Genomic DNA, 15,143 nt, shown 5'->3' with positions numbered 1-15,143 from the left:
CGGCCTGTCCGCATCACCCACAACGCATGGCGGTGAACACCGCCGCGACTCGACGCAGGAGGCGATGAGTGAACTTTCAGCAGTTACGCATTATCCGAGAGGCGGCCCGGCGGGATTACAACCTGACCGAAGTGGCCAATGCCCTGTTCACCTCCCAGTCCGGAGTCAGCCGCCATATTCGCGAGCTGGAGGAGGAGCTGGGGGTGGAACTCTTTATCCGCTACGGCAAGCGGCTGCTCGGCATGACGGAGCCGGGCAAGGAGCTGCTGGTGATCGCCGAGCGCATCCTCGGGGATGCCGAGAACATCCGCAAACTGGCCAGTACCTTTGCCAACCGCGATTCCGGACGCCTGCTGGTGGCGACCACCCATACCCAGGCCCGTTACGCCCTGCCCCGGGTGGTGAAGGCGTTTCGCGAACAGTTTCCGCTGGTACAGCTGGAGCTGCGTCAGGGAGGGCCGGAAGAGATAGTGCGCCTGGTGCAGACCGGCGAGGTGGACATCGGCATCAGCAGCGAGCAGCTCGACAGGAGCGAAGGGGTGGTGGCCTTTCCCTACTATCGCTGGCATCACAACATAGTGGTGCCGGAGCGCCATCCCCTCTCGCAAGAGTCCGAACTGACCCTGGCGGCGCTGGCCGACTGGCCCATCATCACCTATCAGGCGGGGCTGACCGGGCGGGTGCGAGTGGACGAAGCGTTCGCCGAGGCGGGGATCACGCCACAGATCCTGCTGACCGCCCAGGATTCGGATGTCATCAAGACTTATGTCGAGTTGGAGATGGGGGTCGGCATATTGGCGGACATGGCGTTCGATGCCCAGCGCGATCACACCTTGGCGCAACTCGACGGCAGCCATCTGTTTGCGCCGCACACCGCCTGGATTGGCCTCAAGCAGGGGCAGTTCCAGCACAATTTCGCCTGGCAATTCATCCAGCTCTGCAACCCCGAGCTGGCGCTGGCCGACATCCAGGCCCGTGCCATGGGCGGCGAGCCCCAGATCGATTACCAGATCTGAGCCTGTCACCAGACCAAACGGGGAGCCACTGGCTCCCCGTTTTCATGTCGTAGTGAAACGATTAGTTCAACTCAATCCAGGCATCCTGCCAGTGGGAACCGGTGCCCGGCTCATACTGGGTCGCGTTGGCAGCCCACTGGCTACACCAGCCACTGTAGGGGAAGGGTTTGCACTGGTAGACCTTGCCGTTCTTGGGTTGCAGCACCCTGGTGCCGTCGGTGTAGGACTTGAGCCCCTCCGGAAAGGTGAAGTCATGAGCGCCGCCGGCAGCGGGATCCTTGAACATCAGATCCAGAGTCTGCTGGAGCGGGGTACCGCCATTTTTCGGGGTACCCTTGATCACCAGTTGGTGGTGACCGGCACTCAGCCCTTCCAGAGTCATGGTGAAACCCTGGCTGCTGTCTTTGATGTCGGCGCTGGACTGGCCTTTGGCGACGCCACCATGGTCATACAGGGTATTGGTGACGGTCAGATCGCCCTGGGCGGTGATAGTGAAGTCGAGGATCGCCTTGCCGTTGTCGAGCTGGTATTCGCTCGCCAGACCGCTGACGCTGATGTCGTTGCCAACCGGCGGCTGCAACTGCTCGAGCTGGATCTCGACCCGCTCCAGAGCGCCGCCCGCCTTGAGGTAGACGGGGTTCTGGCCGTAGACAGGGTTGAATTGGCCGTCAGAGCCCTGCTGGCCGGCACGGATCAGGCTCTGCTCGGCGTTGATCTTGCCGGCCAGGGCGTGGGCCCAATTGTTCTTCTGGCCTTGTTCCGCGCTGGCGATGGTCAGCTCGGTCTGCAGATCGGTGCGCTCGCCGTTGGCATCGAACACCCGGGTTCTGGCCTTGTCGCCGGCCGCCAGATCGATGGAGGGGTAGATGGTGCCGCCCTGGTTCCACGCCAGCGGTGGCTGGGTACCGCCCTTGAAGTTGGCATCGATCAGGTTGTAGAAGCTGTTGGCGGTATCACCCACTTCCCACACCCCGAGAATGATCTGGTAACCGGTGCGCTCCGGCAGGATGCACTGGTGGGTGACCTGCTTGGGCGGTTGCACCATGTTGCCGTCGATGACGCAGAAGGGGGTGAGCTCGAAGGCGTCGCGAGTCAGCGGTTGGTTCGGGTTCCACTCCTGTTTGGTCAGGTAGTAACGCCAGTTGCGGGTCACATGGTTGGCGGTGAAGGTCCAGCTGATGGCGAAGGGGCCGGCCTGTACGTCGCGGCGGGTCCAGCGATCGCTGGTCTGGGCGTTGAGTTCGCCAAACTGCGGATGGCCGGCGGCAGCAATCTGCCCATCTGCCGGGCCGCCGTCCGGGAAGCCGGAGGAGGCCTCCAGGCTCTGTGGTTCCCACTGCACGGCGCCGCACTGGCTGTTGCCGCCGGTCTTGCACAGGGCGTTGCGCGATTCCGGCTGGCTGATGTAGCCGTGGGCCAGCACGCTGCCGCTGGCGAGCAGCGTCAGGGCGGCGGCGAGGTGGTTGAATCGGATGGTTGCTGCCATACATTCCTCTGATCGGTCGATGTGGGCAGTCACGTTGGCAGGGGAATCCCCGGGCACACCTGGGTGTGGCAACCCCGCTATCCTGGACGAACGTCTTTAGACCGGAAGTTTTGCGTCCTGACTTTTCAGCCAGTTTGCCAAATGACTACAGAAAGGGTCATGGTGTCGCGTTTGGCGACAAAATTATCATGACTAATTTTGATTAAATTATTAAGTGTAAATCTTTACAGCTTGACCTTTCTGGTGTTGGTTTTTCACTCAACTATATGTTTTTAAATGTATAAATAATCATCCTGGTCTTCTTAAGATCGCCAATCCTGTCGATAAGATGCGAAAATTTGGCATTTTTCATCAATAAAAAAATCCCCTGCCACCTTCGTGGTCAGGGGATGAGGTGCGACAGTGCAAGACGGATCAGTGGCGAACCCGGGGGGATTCGTTCTGGCGCGGTGACGGCATCTGCATGGGCAACGGACTCTGTTCGCTGGTGTGGCCGAGTTTGAATACGGCGAGTCGTTCGTCCAGGCTGCGGGAGAGACCGGCCAGCAGCTCGCTCTCCTGAGCCAGCTGGGAGGCAGACTGCGACATCTCCAGCGCCGAGTCGTTGATGCCGCTGACGTTGCGGTTCATGTCTTCGGCCACCATGCTCTGCTGTTCGGCGGCGGTGGCGATCTGGGTCGCCATGTCGCTCACGTGCTGGATGTGGTTGACGATGAGGGAGAGATCCTGGCCTGCCTTCTCGGACTGGTTGACGCTGCTCTCTGCCAGCTTGCGGCTGGTGTCCATGGCGTCGGCCGCACTCACCGCCCGCTGTTGCAACTGGGCAATGGTGCTCTGGATCTCTTCGGTGGACTGGCGGGTACGGCTCGCCAGCTGGCGCACCTCGTCGGCGACCACGGCAAACCCGCGCCCCTGTTCGCCGGCCCGGGCAGCCTCGATGGCGGCGTTGAGGGCCAGCAGATTGGTCTGCTCCGAGATGGCGCTGATGACGGCGGTCACCTCGCCTATCTGCATCACCCCCTCCTTGAGCTGATTGACCTGCAGGGTGGCCTGCTCCACCTCGGTCGCCAGCGCCTGGATGCCGTGCACGCTGGCGTGTACGTCCTGATTGCCGAGGCCGGCTTCGCTGGTGGCATCCTGGGTATCGCGGGCGGTATTTTCGGCGTGACCCGCCACATCCGAGATGGTGGCGCTCATTTCGTTCATGGCAGTGGCAAGCTGGGCCAGTTGATCCCGCTGGCTGGTCACTGCCTGGTTGGTCTGCTCGGCGGAGGCCGCGATGCGCAGGGCGGCATCCGCCACGTTGCGGGCCCCCAGGCTCGCCTCGAGCAGGGCGTGGCGGATGGCATCCAGACCCTGGTTGGTACAGTGTGCTACCATCCCCAGCTCATCCTTGCCCTCAACCGGGATGCTGACCACCAGATCCCCCTTGGCGACCCGCTGCATGGCGTGATTGATCCGGGTGAGGGGATTGACGATGGAGCGGCTGATGGCAAATCCCAGCAGGCCCATCAGCAGGGTAGCCAGCAGGGTCGCGCCCCCCATCAACTCATACTGGGACCAGATGGTCGCTTCTATGTCTTGCAACAGGATGCCGGAGCCTAGGATCCAGCCCCAGGGCTGGTAGCCGGCGACCAGCGACATCTTGCGGGCGGACTCGCCGGAAGGGGATGCCCAGAGATATTCCAGCCGACCCTGATGCCCCCCCTTGCCGAGATCCACCATGCGCTGCCAGTGGTCCTCCGTATGTGCTGCGCGCTGTTCCCCCATCTGCTGGCCGACCAGTTCCGGCTTGGCAGGGTGGACGATGATGTGGCGGGTCTCATCGATCACGAACAGGTAGTTGTCGCCATCGAAACGCATGCTGTTGAGCATGGCCCTGGCCTCGGCTTGTGCCTGGTCGGCAGGCAGGCTGGTGGCGAGGGCCTGGATCCGGCTCATGGCGAGATCCAGCACCGCCTGCAGCCGCGCCTCCCGTTCACTCATCAGGTTGCGATGCAGGGCACTGGCCGAGATCAGCAGCAGTGCGATAAAACCGGCCAGCGCCAAGGTGAGCAGCAGCATCAATTTGCGGCTCACGGCGATATCACCGAGCTTGAACATGGTATCTCCCTGATTTCCTTATGGGTCTGGCTGTGTCCAGCCACTCCCGTGCTCCAGATTATTTTGCAGTTAACATTTAATTAACTTTCAAAAGCTTGCCGCTAGCGAGAGCTAATTGAGTATTTCAACAACAGTATAGTCAGCAGACAGCTCTCCCCACTTTTTGGTAGCTTGTTTATGCGCATCCCGGCGCATTATTTGCCAACACATATGAATGAGATGGCATTTCACCAATAAGGAGTGGGCCCCGTGCGGGTGACCCCATTAAAAAGAGGGAGTTTATGAGTTCCATTGCCAGGAATTACTTCAACCAGCTCAACGCCGACTACCTGCAGGTGCACAGGCGCAAGGAGGATCTCTTCTGGTCCACCTACATGGGCACCAGCGACGATCAGGCCGGCTTCACCGCCGCCGAGCAGGCTTACAAGGGCTTTTGTGCCAATCCGGCACGGTTGCCCGAGTTGCGCGAGATGCTCGCACTGGCACAAGAAGAAGATCTCAAGCGGGGGCTCAAGGGCTGGCTCGCCTTTTTCGAGTGCAACGTCATCGAAGATCCTCAGGCTGCGGCCCTGATGGATGAGCTGGTGGCTGCCGAGGCCGCGTTGTTTGCCCGCCGCAAGGGGTTGAAGCTGACCTTGCTGGACGAACAGGGCCGCCAGGTGGCAGGCAGCCTGCCCGCTGCCAGCACGGCGCTGGCCGCCAGTGCCGATGACGCGGTACGCCAGAGTGCGCTCGCCATGTTCCACACCCTGGAAAACTGGGTGGTCGACAATGGCTATCTGGAGATAGTCGCGCTGCGCAACCGCTTCGCCTGCGCCATGGGGTATCGCGACTACTTCGACTACAAGGTGCACAAGAACGAACAGATGAGCCCGGAGCAGCTCTTCGCCATCCTCGATGATTTTATCGCCCGCACCGAACAACGGCTGCACCAGAGCCTGGCCGAGCTGAAGGCGGCCAAGGGGGAGGAGGCCCTGCTGCCCCACAACCTGCGCTATAGCGTGAGCGGTGACGTGACCCGCCAGCTCGACCCCTATGTACCCTTCTCCCGGGCGCTGAAGGATTGGGTGGAGAGCTTCCGCCGCCTCGGCATCCAGTATCGCGGCGCCACCCTGACCCTGGATCTGCTGACCCGGGAGGGGAAATACGAGAACGGCTTCTGCCACGGCCCGGTGCCGAGCTTCTGGCAGGATGGGGAGTGGGTACCGGCGGTGGTGAACTTCACCAGCCTGGCCAACCCGGCCCAGGTGGGCAGCGGCTGGAGCGGGCTCAACACCCTGTTCCACGAGGGCGGCCACGCGGCGCACTTTGCCAATGTCACCGGCAATGCCCCCTGCTTCTCCCAGGAGTTCCCGCCCACCTCCATGGCCTATGCCGAGACCCAGTCCATGTTCTGCGACAGCCTGCTGGATGACGCGGACTGGCTCAAGCGCTATGCCAGAAATGCGGCGGGGGAGGCGATCCCCGATGCGCTCATCGAGGCCATGATCGCCGCGCGCCAGCCATTTCGCGCCTTCAACGAGCGCCAGATCGCGCTGGTGGCCTACTTCGAGCGGGATCTCTACGCCATGGCAGAGAGCGAACGCACCCCGGCCGCCGTGCTGGCGCTGGCCCGTCGCTGGGAGCGCCAGATCCTGGGGGTCGAGAGCCCGCGCCCGCTCTTGGCCATTCCGCACCTGCTGAACCAGGAGTCGGCTTGTGCCTATCACGGCTACCTGCTGGCGCTGATGGCGGTGGAGCAGACCCGCGCCTACTTCCTCAAGCGCGACGGCTACCTCACCGACAACCCGCGCATCGGACCGGATCTGGCTGCCCACTACTGGGGGCCGGGCAACGGCAAGAGCCATGATGAGACGCTGCGCAGCCTCACCGGCGAGGGCTTTAGCGCGGCGCCGCTGGCCGAGGCGTGCAACCGGAGCGTGGCCGAGGCGTGGCAGCAGGCGCAGGAGTGTATGGATGCGGCACAGCAACGTCCGCCGGCGGGGGAAGGAATGCCGCTAGACGCTCACATCCGGGTGGTACACGGCGCCGAGCTCATCGCCGACAACAGCGAGTCAGAGGCCCGCATGCTGGCCGATTTCGAGGCCTGGATCCACCGTTTGGCAACCGGGCGTCAGCCATCGCTGGTGTAGCCGGTGTTGTCACCTGACATAACGAGTGCCACGAGCCCCGAAAGGGGCTCTTTTTATGGGCCTGGGTATGCAATCCGTCACCGGAAGGTGTGGTTAGGTGTCTGCTGTCAGCATATTTAGGAAGCCTCAAAAGGGGACAGCTAGGCAGATTGGGAAGCGTCTCATCAGGCCGTCATTGGGGAGCTGGTCGGGATTCGAATGAAATTTACACTTTTTATTGAATTGTTACATTTTAATTGTGGACGAGTTGGGCTAACAGGCAGATTATGAACAAGCCACCCTCGGTGTGAGCCGGGCTCGGAAAATCACAGATCTCCCTGGCGAGATGGCTGGATTGCCTGCGACGAGGGTCAGACATATCGTCCCATATCTGAGAATGTTCACCATCTGTTCATGATGGTACGCATCTAATCCCGGGCCGCGCAAACACGGATGATGCAGTCAGCATACGCATCAGGATGTGTCGTTGCCTCTGGATATTCGCCGGCGATGATCTGCAGGAGATGTTCTTTCTTCTGCTTTCTTATTCTCTCCAGTGATTTGTTATCTATTGCATTTTTCCTGCAGCATGCGTACGCCTCTTTATGTTGGCTCGTAAAACGTTTGCTAGGAGATCGATTCCCTGAATGGAGCATGTTGTGATGAAGAAGATCATGATGGTATCGGGTACCCGGCCGGAAATAATCAAACTGGCCCCTCTCTATCATGCCCTGCGGCATTCAGCCTGGGCGGATGTGAAGTGGGTGCATACCGGGCAGCATGACAGCATGGCGACCCAGTTGCTCGACTGTTTCAGTATCCGGCCAGACTGGTCTTTGGTACGTCAGGGAGCGAGCCTCTTTGAATTCAGCCAGGGCTGCCGGGCCCAGCTGGAAGGGCTGATGGAGCAAGAGTCCTGGGACATGGTGGTCGTGCAGGGTGATACTGAGAGTGCTTTCCTCGGTGCGCTGACCGGCTTCTATCATCAGGTGCCTGTTGCCCATGTAGAGGCGGGACTGCGAACCTATCGTCTCGATCGCCCTTTCCCGGAAGAGGGGCTGCGCCAGATGATTGGACGCATCGCCCAATTGCACCTGGCGCCGACGGCGCGTGCGCGTGACTGTCTGCTGGCCGAGCAGGTACCGGCAGAGCAAGTACATGTCACTGGCAATACCGTTATCGACGCCCAACTGTGGGTTGGAGAGCACCATGGCATCAAGCGCAGCGATGCGCAGCCGGGGCATCTGCTGGTGACGGTGCACAGGCGGGAAAACTGGGGTGATGAAGTCGCGGGGATCTGTCGTGCCATCGCGCGTCTTGCCACGGCCAATCCCGATATGCGAGTGCTTTTCCCGGTGCATCTCAACCCCGTCATCAAGCAGGCTGTCTACCCGCTGCTTGGGCACCTGCCCAATGTCACCCTGACCGAGCCCCTCGACTATCTGGCCATGCAGCAGGCCATCGCCGATGCCTGGCTGGTGATGACGGATTCGGGAGGTCTGCAGGAAGAGGCACCCACCTATGGTGTTCCCCTGCTGGTGCTGCGCGAGGAGACAGAACGGCCCGAGGCGGTGGAGTCCGGTTACGCCCAATTGATGGGGACGGATGAGGAACGCATCGTCCAACGGGTCAGCGAGTTGTGGCAAGTGGGTGATTTCGCCCCGCGGGTAATGGCCAATCCGTTCGGGGATGGTCAGGCCTGTGCCCGCATCGTCGCCATCATGGCTGATGCCTTGCTGAGGTAATCACGATGCCGGAATATTGGTTGGTGGATGGCTTTGCCACCTATCTCTATGGTCTGAAGCTGATCGCCATCGTGGTGGCGATCGCCATGCTGGTGAGCGGGATCGATGATCTCTTCATCGATATCGTCTACTGGCTGCGAAATGCCTGGCGGCGCCTGACCGTTTATCGCCAGCATGATCGCCTGAATTATCAGGCATTGTACGAGCGGGAAGAGCAGCCTCTTGCCATCATGGTGCCAGCCTGGCACGAAACGGGCGTCATCGGCCAGATGGCCGAGCTGGCGGCGACCCGTTTCGATTATGAGAACTATCAGATCTTCGTCGGCACCTATCCCAATGATCCCGATACCCAGAAGGATGTGGACGAGGTCTGTGCCCGCTTTCCCAATGTGCACAAGGTGGTGTGTGCCCGTCCCGGGCCGACCAGCAAGGCGGATTGCCTCAACAATGTGCTGGATGCCATCTTCCAGTTCGAGCGCAAGGCCAATCTCTCCTTTGCCGGTTTCATCCTGCATGATGCCGAAGATGTCATCTCGGACATGGAGCTGAGGCTGTTCAACTATCTGGTGGGTCGCAAGGATCTGATCCAGATCCCCGTCTATCCCTTCGAGCGCAGCTGGTACAACTTCACCAGCCTGCACTATCTGGACGAATTTGCCGAACTGCACAGCAAGGATGTACCGGTGCGCGAGGCGGTGTCCGGCCAGGTGCCGAGCGCCGGAGTCGGCACCTGTTTCAGCCGTCGCGCCGTCATCGCGCTCCTGGAAGACGGGGACGGTATCGCTTTCGATGTGCAGAGTCTGACGGAAGACTACGACATAGGTTTCCGGCTCAAGGAGAAGGGAATGGAAGAGATCTTCGTTCGCTTCCCCGTTATCCGTGAAGCCAGAAGTACTCCGAATCAACGTTGGCGGTTTGGCATGTATGAGCGGGATACCAATGTCATCTGCGTGCGGGAGTATTTTCCCGATACCTTCCAGACGGCGGTTCGCCAGAAGTCGCGCTGGATCATCGGCATCGTCTATCAAGGCTTCAAGACACACAAATGGAGTAGCAACTGGAAGCTGAACTACTTCCTGTGGCGGGATCGCAAGGGGGCCCTGACCAACTTCCTCAGCTTCACCGCCAGCCTAATTCTGCTGCAACTGCTGGCACTCGTGCTCTACCAGTGGCTGGCTCCGGATCCCTATTACTTTCTCTCCATCTTCGAGGGGGATGCCTGGCTGGTCACCCTGCTCTGGATCAATTTGTTCCTGATGATTAATCGCATGTTGCAACGGCTGATCTTCGTGACCCGCTACTACGGCATGGTGCAGGGGCTGATGTCCATTCCGCGCCTGTTCTGGGGCAACATCATCAACTTCATGGCCAACTGGCGGGCGCTCTCGCAGATCATTGCCCAGGGGGATCCGCGCCGGGTTGCCTGGGACAAGACGACCCATGATTTTCCCAGTCTGGGAGAAGAAAACCGGGCCCGGCGACCGCTTGGCCAGATATTGATAGATCAGGGGGTGTTGACCAGAGAGCAGCTGGATCAGGTGTTGCTGGACAGACAGCCCGGTCTGCGCCTGGGCAGCAACCTGGTACAGCAGGGGCTGATCACCAGGGAGCAGCTGGCTGCCGGCGTGGCCGAGCAGAGCGGGGTGAGCTGGGAGCATATCGATGCCTATGGCCTGGAGCGGGAGACGCTGCACAGAGTGCCGCCCAACGTCGCCATGCATTATGGCGTGCTGCCGCTGCGCATCGAAGACGGAGTGTTGGTGCTGGCATGTGAAACTTACCTTGACCCCGTTTCTCTTGGCGCCCTTTCTCGCAAACTCCGTTCGCCCGTCACCTATGTGATTGCCTGCAAGGGAGAGGTCTCAGTGGGGCTTCGCCACTGGTACGCCCGTGGCCAGGAGGGCGATCCCCGGGCATTGCTGCAACGCGCACTGACCGATGGCCAGATTGCTGAAGCGCAATCTACTTCTATCTGGAACAAATATCTGGCCAGCCAGGTGATGCTGCCCGAACTCTTGGTCACCCTTGGTCACATAGACGAAGCCGCCCTGCGTTCCCTGCTGTTGCGGCACGAGCGAAGTGAAAAGACGCTCGCCAGCTTTCTGGTTGAGCAGGAAGTGATCAGTGAACAGGTACTGGCCCAGGCTCTGGTGCTGCAAGGCACTTATCAATTGAATCTGCATGACTTGCTGCGGGAGGCCGGGGCGAATGGAACCTGGTTGGCACGGCAGCAGGAGGAGGCGATCTGATGCGTCCCGAATTATTGCTCCTGTCCGGTTTGCTATTCGGTCAGGGAGTCATGGCGGCCCAGCACGACTATGAATTGGGGCCCGGAGTGAGCAGCTACCAACGCTTCGTGCTCTATCCCCATCTGCAGAAGGGATTTTCGGCCATGGAACGGGGGCATCGTGATCGTGCCATCGCCGAGTTCGAGCAGGCCCGCAAGCTGCAACCTGAAAACCCCGTCATCGCGCTCTATCTGGCGCGTGCCTATGAACATTTTGGTCAGGACAAGCAGGCTGCGGCGCTGGTCAACCAGCAGTTGGCCATCACGCCCGCTGATGTCGGGCTGCTTGCTTTCTCCGAGGGGCTGCAGCGCAAGGATCCGCTGGATCCAGCCTGCAACCTGCTTGAATGCAAGGTTGCCCGGGCCGAGCGTGATCTGCTGGATGTGGACCTGCAGGGGTTGGCCACCGCGCTGGACGATCCCGAGCTGGCGGCTACTCCCCAGGGATTGAGCCTGCGTCATGACTTGCTGCAACGATCGCTGGGTGAACGTAACTGGACGCTGGCGGCCGGGCAGTTTGCCTGGTTCGATAAGGCTGGCAAATTGAGCCGGGGGGAGTTGAAGCAGTGGCTGAACATGTCGCTGGCACAAGGCGATGTGGCACAAGCGGTTGCGCTGCGCCGCCGTCTGCCGAGCCAGGATGGCGAGCTGGATCTGGCCATCGCACTGGCGCTGGGCAAGGAGCAAGGGGGAGCGGCGTTGAAGCGTTATCAGCAGGCGCATGCCCCGCATTTTGCCAAGGCAGCCCAAGAACGAGAGTGGCTGCAACTGGCAGCCAGTAACGGCACCCTGAAGGGCGACGAGGCACTGCAATTTGCCGAAAACCAGGGCTTCTATGCCGGCTTGATGGTGCCCGTGTTGCGCCGGGAGGGGCGCTGGGCGCAGCTGGATCGTCTGTTGGCCAGCACTCCCGCGTACAACAACGCCGAGCTGGCATTCGAATCTGCCCTGCATCAGCGTCAATGGGACAAGCTGGCCAGAGATGGTCGCCGGTTGATCCAAGGCTCCCGGCAGCCCATGGTGCAGCTGGAACTGGTCAGTTACCGGCTGCAACAGACCGGCTTGCGAGCGGCGAGTCGTGATCTGCTCATCGATTACTGGCCCTATCAGGGGGCAAGCCTGGCGGGTCGCGAGACTCTGATCCGGCGTCTGACCCTGCTGCAAGGGGAAACCGGAGCAGGCGCCTTGCCCGAGCGCCTGTCCGAGCCGCTCCCCGAATCTGGGCTGCGCAGTCTGCAGGCCAATCTGCTGGCACAGTCGGGGCAGTGTGAGGGAGTGATACGCGTGCTGGGGGATCTCTCGGCTCGTTATGATGCCGACAGCTGGCGGGCGCTTGGCAGCTGCTATCGTCAGCACAAGCCGGGTCTGGCCGAATATGCCTTCTCCCGCGCCGCCAGTTTCGGGCTGCCCGGCGATGTGCGCCAGTTTGCCTATCAGGCGTATGAGAACCGCCATTATGATGCGGCGCTCAAGGCCTGGCAGCAGGTCACGCTGGCCCCTGAGCAGCAAGAGCAGATGGCGGCGATACGCTCTGCCCTGGATGCAGGAGACCTGGTTCAGGCTCGGCGGTGGCTGGAGCAATACCTACAATCCGGGTTGCCTCAGGATGCTGAATATTGGCGTGCTCTGGCCAGAACCCAGCAGGATGGACCCGCCATTGCCAGCCTGGAGCGGGCCATTGCCCTGGCGCCGCAGGCAGCCGACTATGCACAGTTGGCGCAGCATCATCAGGCGCTCGGACAGACGGCACAGGCGAGCAAGGCCCTGTACAGAGCAAACCGCCTTGAGCCGGATAATCGGGAATACCAGCTCGCCTACGGTTATGCCCTGCTGAACAATGGCGAGAAGCAGGCGGCCAGCGACTGGCTGGAATCCATCTATCGGACAGGGGATACCGAGCTGGCCGAGCAGCTGGTTTATATCAATCAGTCTCTGGTACACAACCAGAAGGCGCGTGAGTACGCCACCAAGGCTATCGATGGTGAGCAACCGGCACAGTTGCGTTACGACCTGCGACGGTTACATGAAGATCTGGGGCGGCGCTGGACCTACAGTTTCGATGCTTGGACAGGGACGGGCCAGGGCACGGTGAGTGGCATCGGGGGCAACTCGGTTGCCCAGAGCTATGCCCAGGCCGAGGTGGAGTACCGTTTGGGAGAAGAGCCCATCCGCGATGGCAAGACCCTCTCCCTCTATGGCCGTCTCTATGGCAGCAGCCAGGGCAAGCGGATTTATCACCCCGATGAAGGATTGTCCGAAGACGGCACCTATGAAGTTGACAGCAATGGCAATCCTCTGGATTTTCGGGATCCCACCCTGGGGGTAGGGCTGCGCTGGAAACCATTCAGAAGCCAGACGATCTTCTTTGCAGCCGAAGAGCTGCTTCCACTCAACAGCAGTCAGGGCGGTGAGCACGATACCCTGATCCGGGCCAGCGCCTCCTTCCTGAACGATGGCAAGTACAGCGATGAGTGGCAGGTCGGCGAGAGTGGCTGGTGGGCCCAGAACCTCTATCTGGATGCGGCCCGTTACCTGCGTTCACAACAGACCAGCCTAGTCACGGATTACCGGCTCAGCTACCACCACAAGATCCGGCGGGGCGACACGCTGGAGCCCTATGCCCATGTGCAGGGGCGTCAGTACTGGAACGACAAGAGTCCGGACCGTGATTACTACAACGATGAAGGCAATGTGGTGGGTTTCAACGCCGGCTCCGACGATTACAGCCTGCTGATGGGAGGAGTAGGGATACGCTGGAACCACTGGTTCGGCGAAACCCGCTACGACGCCTGGCCCCACAAACTGAGTCTGGGGGTCGAATATCAGCGCCTGTTGAAGATTGATCCCGACCGGGAAGGCGACAAGGGCACCCTGATGATGACCATGGGAGTGAGATGGTAATGAGACATTGGATCAAGGGGTTGGCCCTCATTCTGTTGGGGATTGTGCTGCCTGCCCATGGGGGTCAGGTGGGGCAGGTTAGTCAGGGGATCTTCTATCAGCCCCAGTTGCGGGATGCCGCCCTCGGCGAAGCGCGCTGGGACGAGATAGTGGCACAGGTGAAACGGGAGGGATTCGATACGCTCGTCGTGCAGTGGACCCGCTACGGTGATGTCTTTGCAAAACCGGAGGAGAGCGATTGGCTGGCGGCCCGGCTCCAGCGAGCCCGGGCGGCTGGCCTGAGGCTAGTTATGGGGCTCTACGCCGATCCTGCGTTTTTTCAACGTCAGGATCAAAGCGCCGGTTCTCTCGCTCGCTATCTCGACCAGCAGGAGCGTCATAACCTACGTCTGGCGAAAGAGTGGCGCAAGCGCCTGGGTGAGGGAAGTATTGCAGGCTGGTATCTGCCGGCCGAGCTGGACGATCTCAACTGGCGTGAACCGCAGCGGCAAGCGCTGCTGGCCAGCCATCTGGCCAGTTCGGTCAACTCCTTGCGCGAACTGGCCCCCGTCCCCGTCTATGCCAGTACCTTCTTCACTGGCAAGATGAGTCCTCAAGCCTATCAGGCGTTCCTGAGCCGTCTGGCAGGGGCGGGAGTGAGCCTCGTGGTACAGGATGGGAGTGGCACTGGTGTCTTGAGCCAGCCCGAACGGGAACTGTATCTGAGCGCCCTGGCCCCTTGTGCAGGTCGGGTGTCTGGCCTGATCCATGAACTGTTCGTGCAGCAAGCCGGCGGCGCCACCTTCCGTGCCGAGCCCCTTGACGAGGCCCAACAAAGAGCCCTCTGGGCTGCCCCCGTCCGGTGTGGCAGCCTGCGCTGGTTTTTCTCGCTGCGCTATCTGCCCGGTCTGTCCGATATGCGATGAGGTGAGAGCCGTTTTGACAGACAGAAGCCGTGTGGTTGACGCTGCCTCTGTCTGTCAGGTTGGGCTCTGACGGCCTGCGAGGTGCGGGCGCCGCCCGGCGGCACTGACACATGGAAAGATGAGCGATGGCCGGGAGAGGTTATTTCATCTCTTGAACCTGGGGGGGGCATGGCGACCATACGATGCTTGTGTCTGCGTTTACTGCCCTGTTTGGCAGCCAATATTGCTGGTGAAAATGGAAGGTTGGCCAGTGAGGCAAGGGATAATTATTACGCGCATTGTCAGTTGCGACAGAGTGTGTCGCAGTGTTGATTTTGACCCGCTTTCTGCCATCGGAGAAAACGATCGATTTGGTGAGTGTGATGATAAAAGGGGAATGAGCCCCAAAACCCTTATAATTGGCACATCAATTGCCTCATCCAATTCTATTTTCCCTCCTGAATTTTGTGGTTTTGCATGTCTCCACGACTCGTCGATGAGCATAAATTCGTTACACCCCCGGATTGACTAAATTCTCTACAGAATCAAAATTGTCGTCCTCGCCACTCCCGATGTGAATCGGGTTCGGAAAGTTACAGGTCTCCTCCCG

General features: G+C 60.5%; 8 protein-coding genes and 1 riboswitch. Of the genes, 6 read left to right on the top strand and 2 right to left on the bottom strand.

The features are described 5' to 3' along the window. Positions 1-68 precede the first annotated feature (68 nt). A complete protein-coding gene (gene cbl / locus ACB028_RS14545; RefSeq protein ID WP_371144586.1) occupies positions 69-1,016 on the top strand; it encodes an HTH-type transcriptional regulator Cbl in 948 nt (315 codons plus the stop codon). 61 nt (positions 1,017-1,077) lie between these two features. Here cbl and gbpA read toward each other — a convergent pair whose 3' ends face one another. After that, positions 1,078-2,502: an N-acetylglucosamine-binding protein GbpA gene (gbpA, locus tag ACB028_RS14540; protein WP_371144585.1), complete on the bottom strand. Its 1,425-nt coding sequence runs from the start codon at positions 2,500-2,502 to the stop codon at positions 1,078-1,080. A gap of 64 nt (positions 2,503-2,566) precedes the next feature. Continuing rightward, positions 2,567-2,651, bottom strand: a riboswitch (cyclic di-GMP riboswitch). A 265-nt stretch (positions 2,652-2,916) separates the two neighbouring features. Further along, a complete protein-coding gene (locus ACB028_RS14535) occupies positions 2,917-4,605 on the bottom strand; it encodes a methyl-accepting chemotaxis protein (RefSeq protein WP_371144584.1) in 1,689 nt (562 codons plus the stop codon). A 281-nt stretch (positions 4,606-4,886) separates the two neighbouring features. Here ACB028_RS14535 and ACB028_RS14530 point away from each other — a divergent pair, with 281 nt between their 5' ends. The 5 genes from ACB028_RS14530 to ACB028_RS14510 all read left to right on the top strand — a co-directional run bounded on the left by ACB028_RS14530 (position 4,887) and on the right by ACB028_RS14510 (position 14,554). Next, the gene (locus ACB028_RS14530; RefSeq protein WP_371144583.1) at positions 4,887-6,737 is read left to right on the top strand and encodes a M3 family metallopeptidase; all 1,851 of its coding nucleotides are present in this window, start codon (positions 4,887-4,889) and stop codon (positions 6,735-6,737) included. A 641-nt stretch (positions 6,738-7,378) separates the two neighbouring features. After that, entirely contained in the window at positions 7,379-8,461 is a 1,083-nt protein-coding gene (gene wecB / locus ACB028_RS14525; RefSeq protein WP_061476496.1) for a non-hydrolyzing UDP-N-acetylglucosamine 2-epimerase, read from the top strand. A 5-nt stretch (positions 8,462-8,466) separates the two neighbouring features. Next, positions 8,467-10,710 carry a cyclic di-3',5'-guanylate-activated glycosyltransferase NrfB gene (gene nrfB, locus ACB028_RS14520; protein WP_371144582.1) on the top strand — a complete coding sequence of 748 codons (2,244 nt, stop codon included), beginning with the start codon at positions 8,467-8,469 and terminating at the stop codon, positions 10,708-10,710. Further along, positions 10,710-13,649 (top strand): tetratricopeptide repeat protein, encoded by a 2,940-nt coding sequence (locus ACB028_RS14515; RefSeq protein ID WP_371144581.1) that lies wholly within the window; start codon positions 10,710-10,712, stop codon positions 13,647-13,649. Before nrfB ends, ACB028_RS14515 begins: the two co-directional genes overlap by 1 nt. Then, on the top strand, positions 13,649-14,554 hold the full coding sequence (locus tag ACB028_RS14510; RefSeq protein WP_371144580.1) for a DUF4434 domain-containing protein: 906 nt from the start codon (positions 13,649-13,651) through the stop codon (positions 14,552-14,554). Before ACB028_RS14515 ends, ACB028_RS14510 begins: the two co-directional genes overlap by 1 nt. Positions 14,555-15,143: the final 589 nt, after the last annotated feature.

Origin of the sequence: Aeromonas sp. S9(2024) (assembly GCF_041403185.1) — a bacterium.
Classification (GTDB): Bacteria; Pseudomonadota; Gammaproteobacteria; order Enterobacterales; family Aeromonadaceae; genus Aeromonas; species Aeromonas enteropelogenes.
The sequence above is the reverse complement of the archived record's forward strand: the minus strand, read 5'-3'. Positions and strand labels throughout refer to the sequence as shown.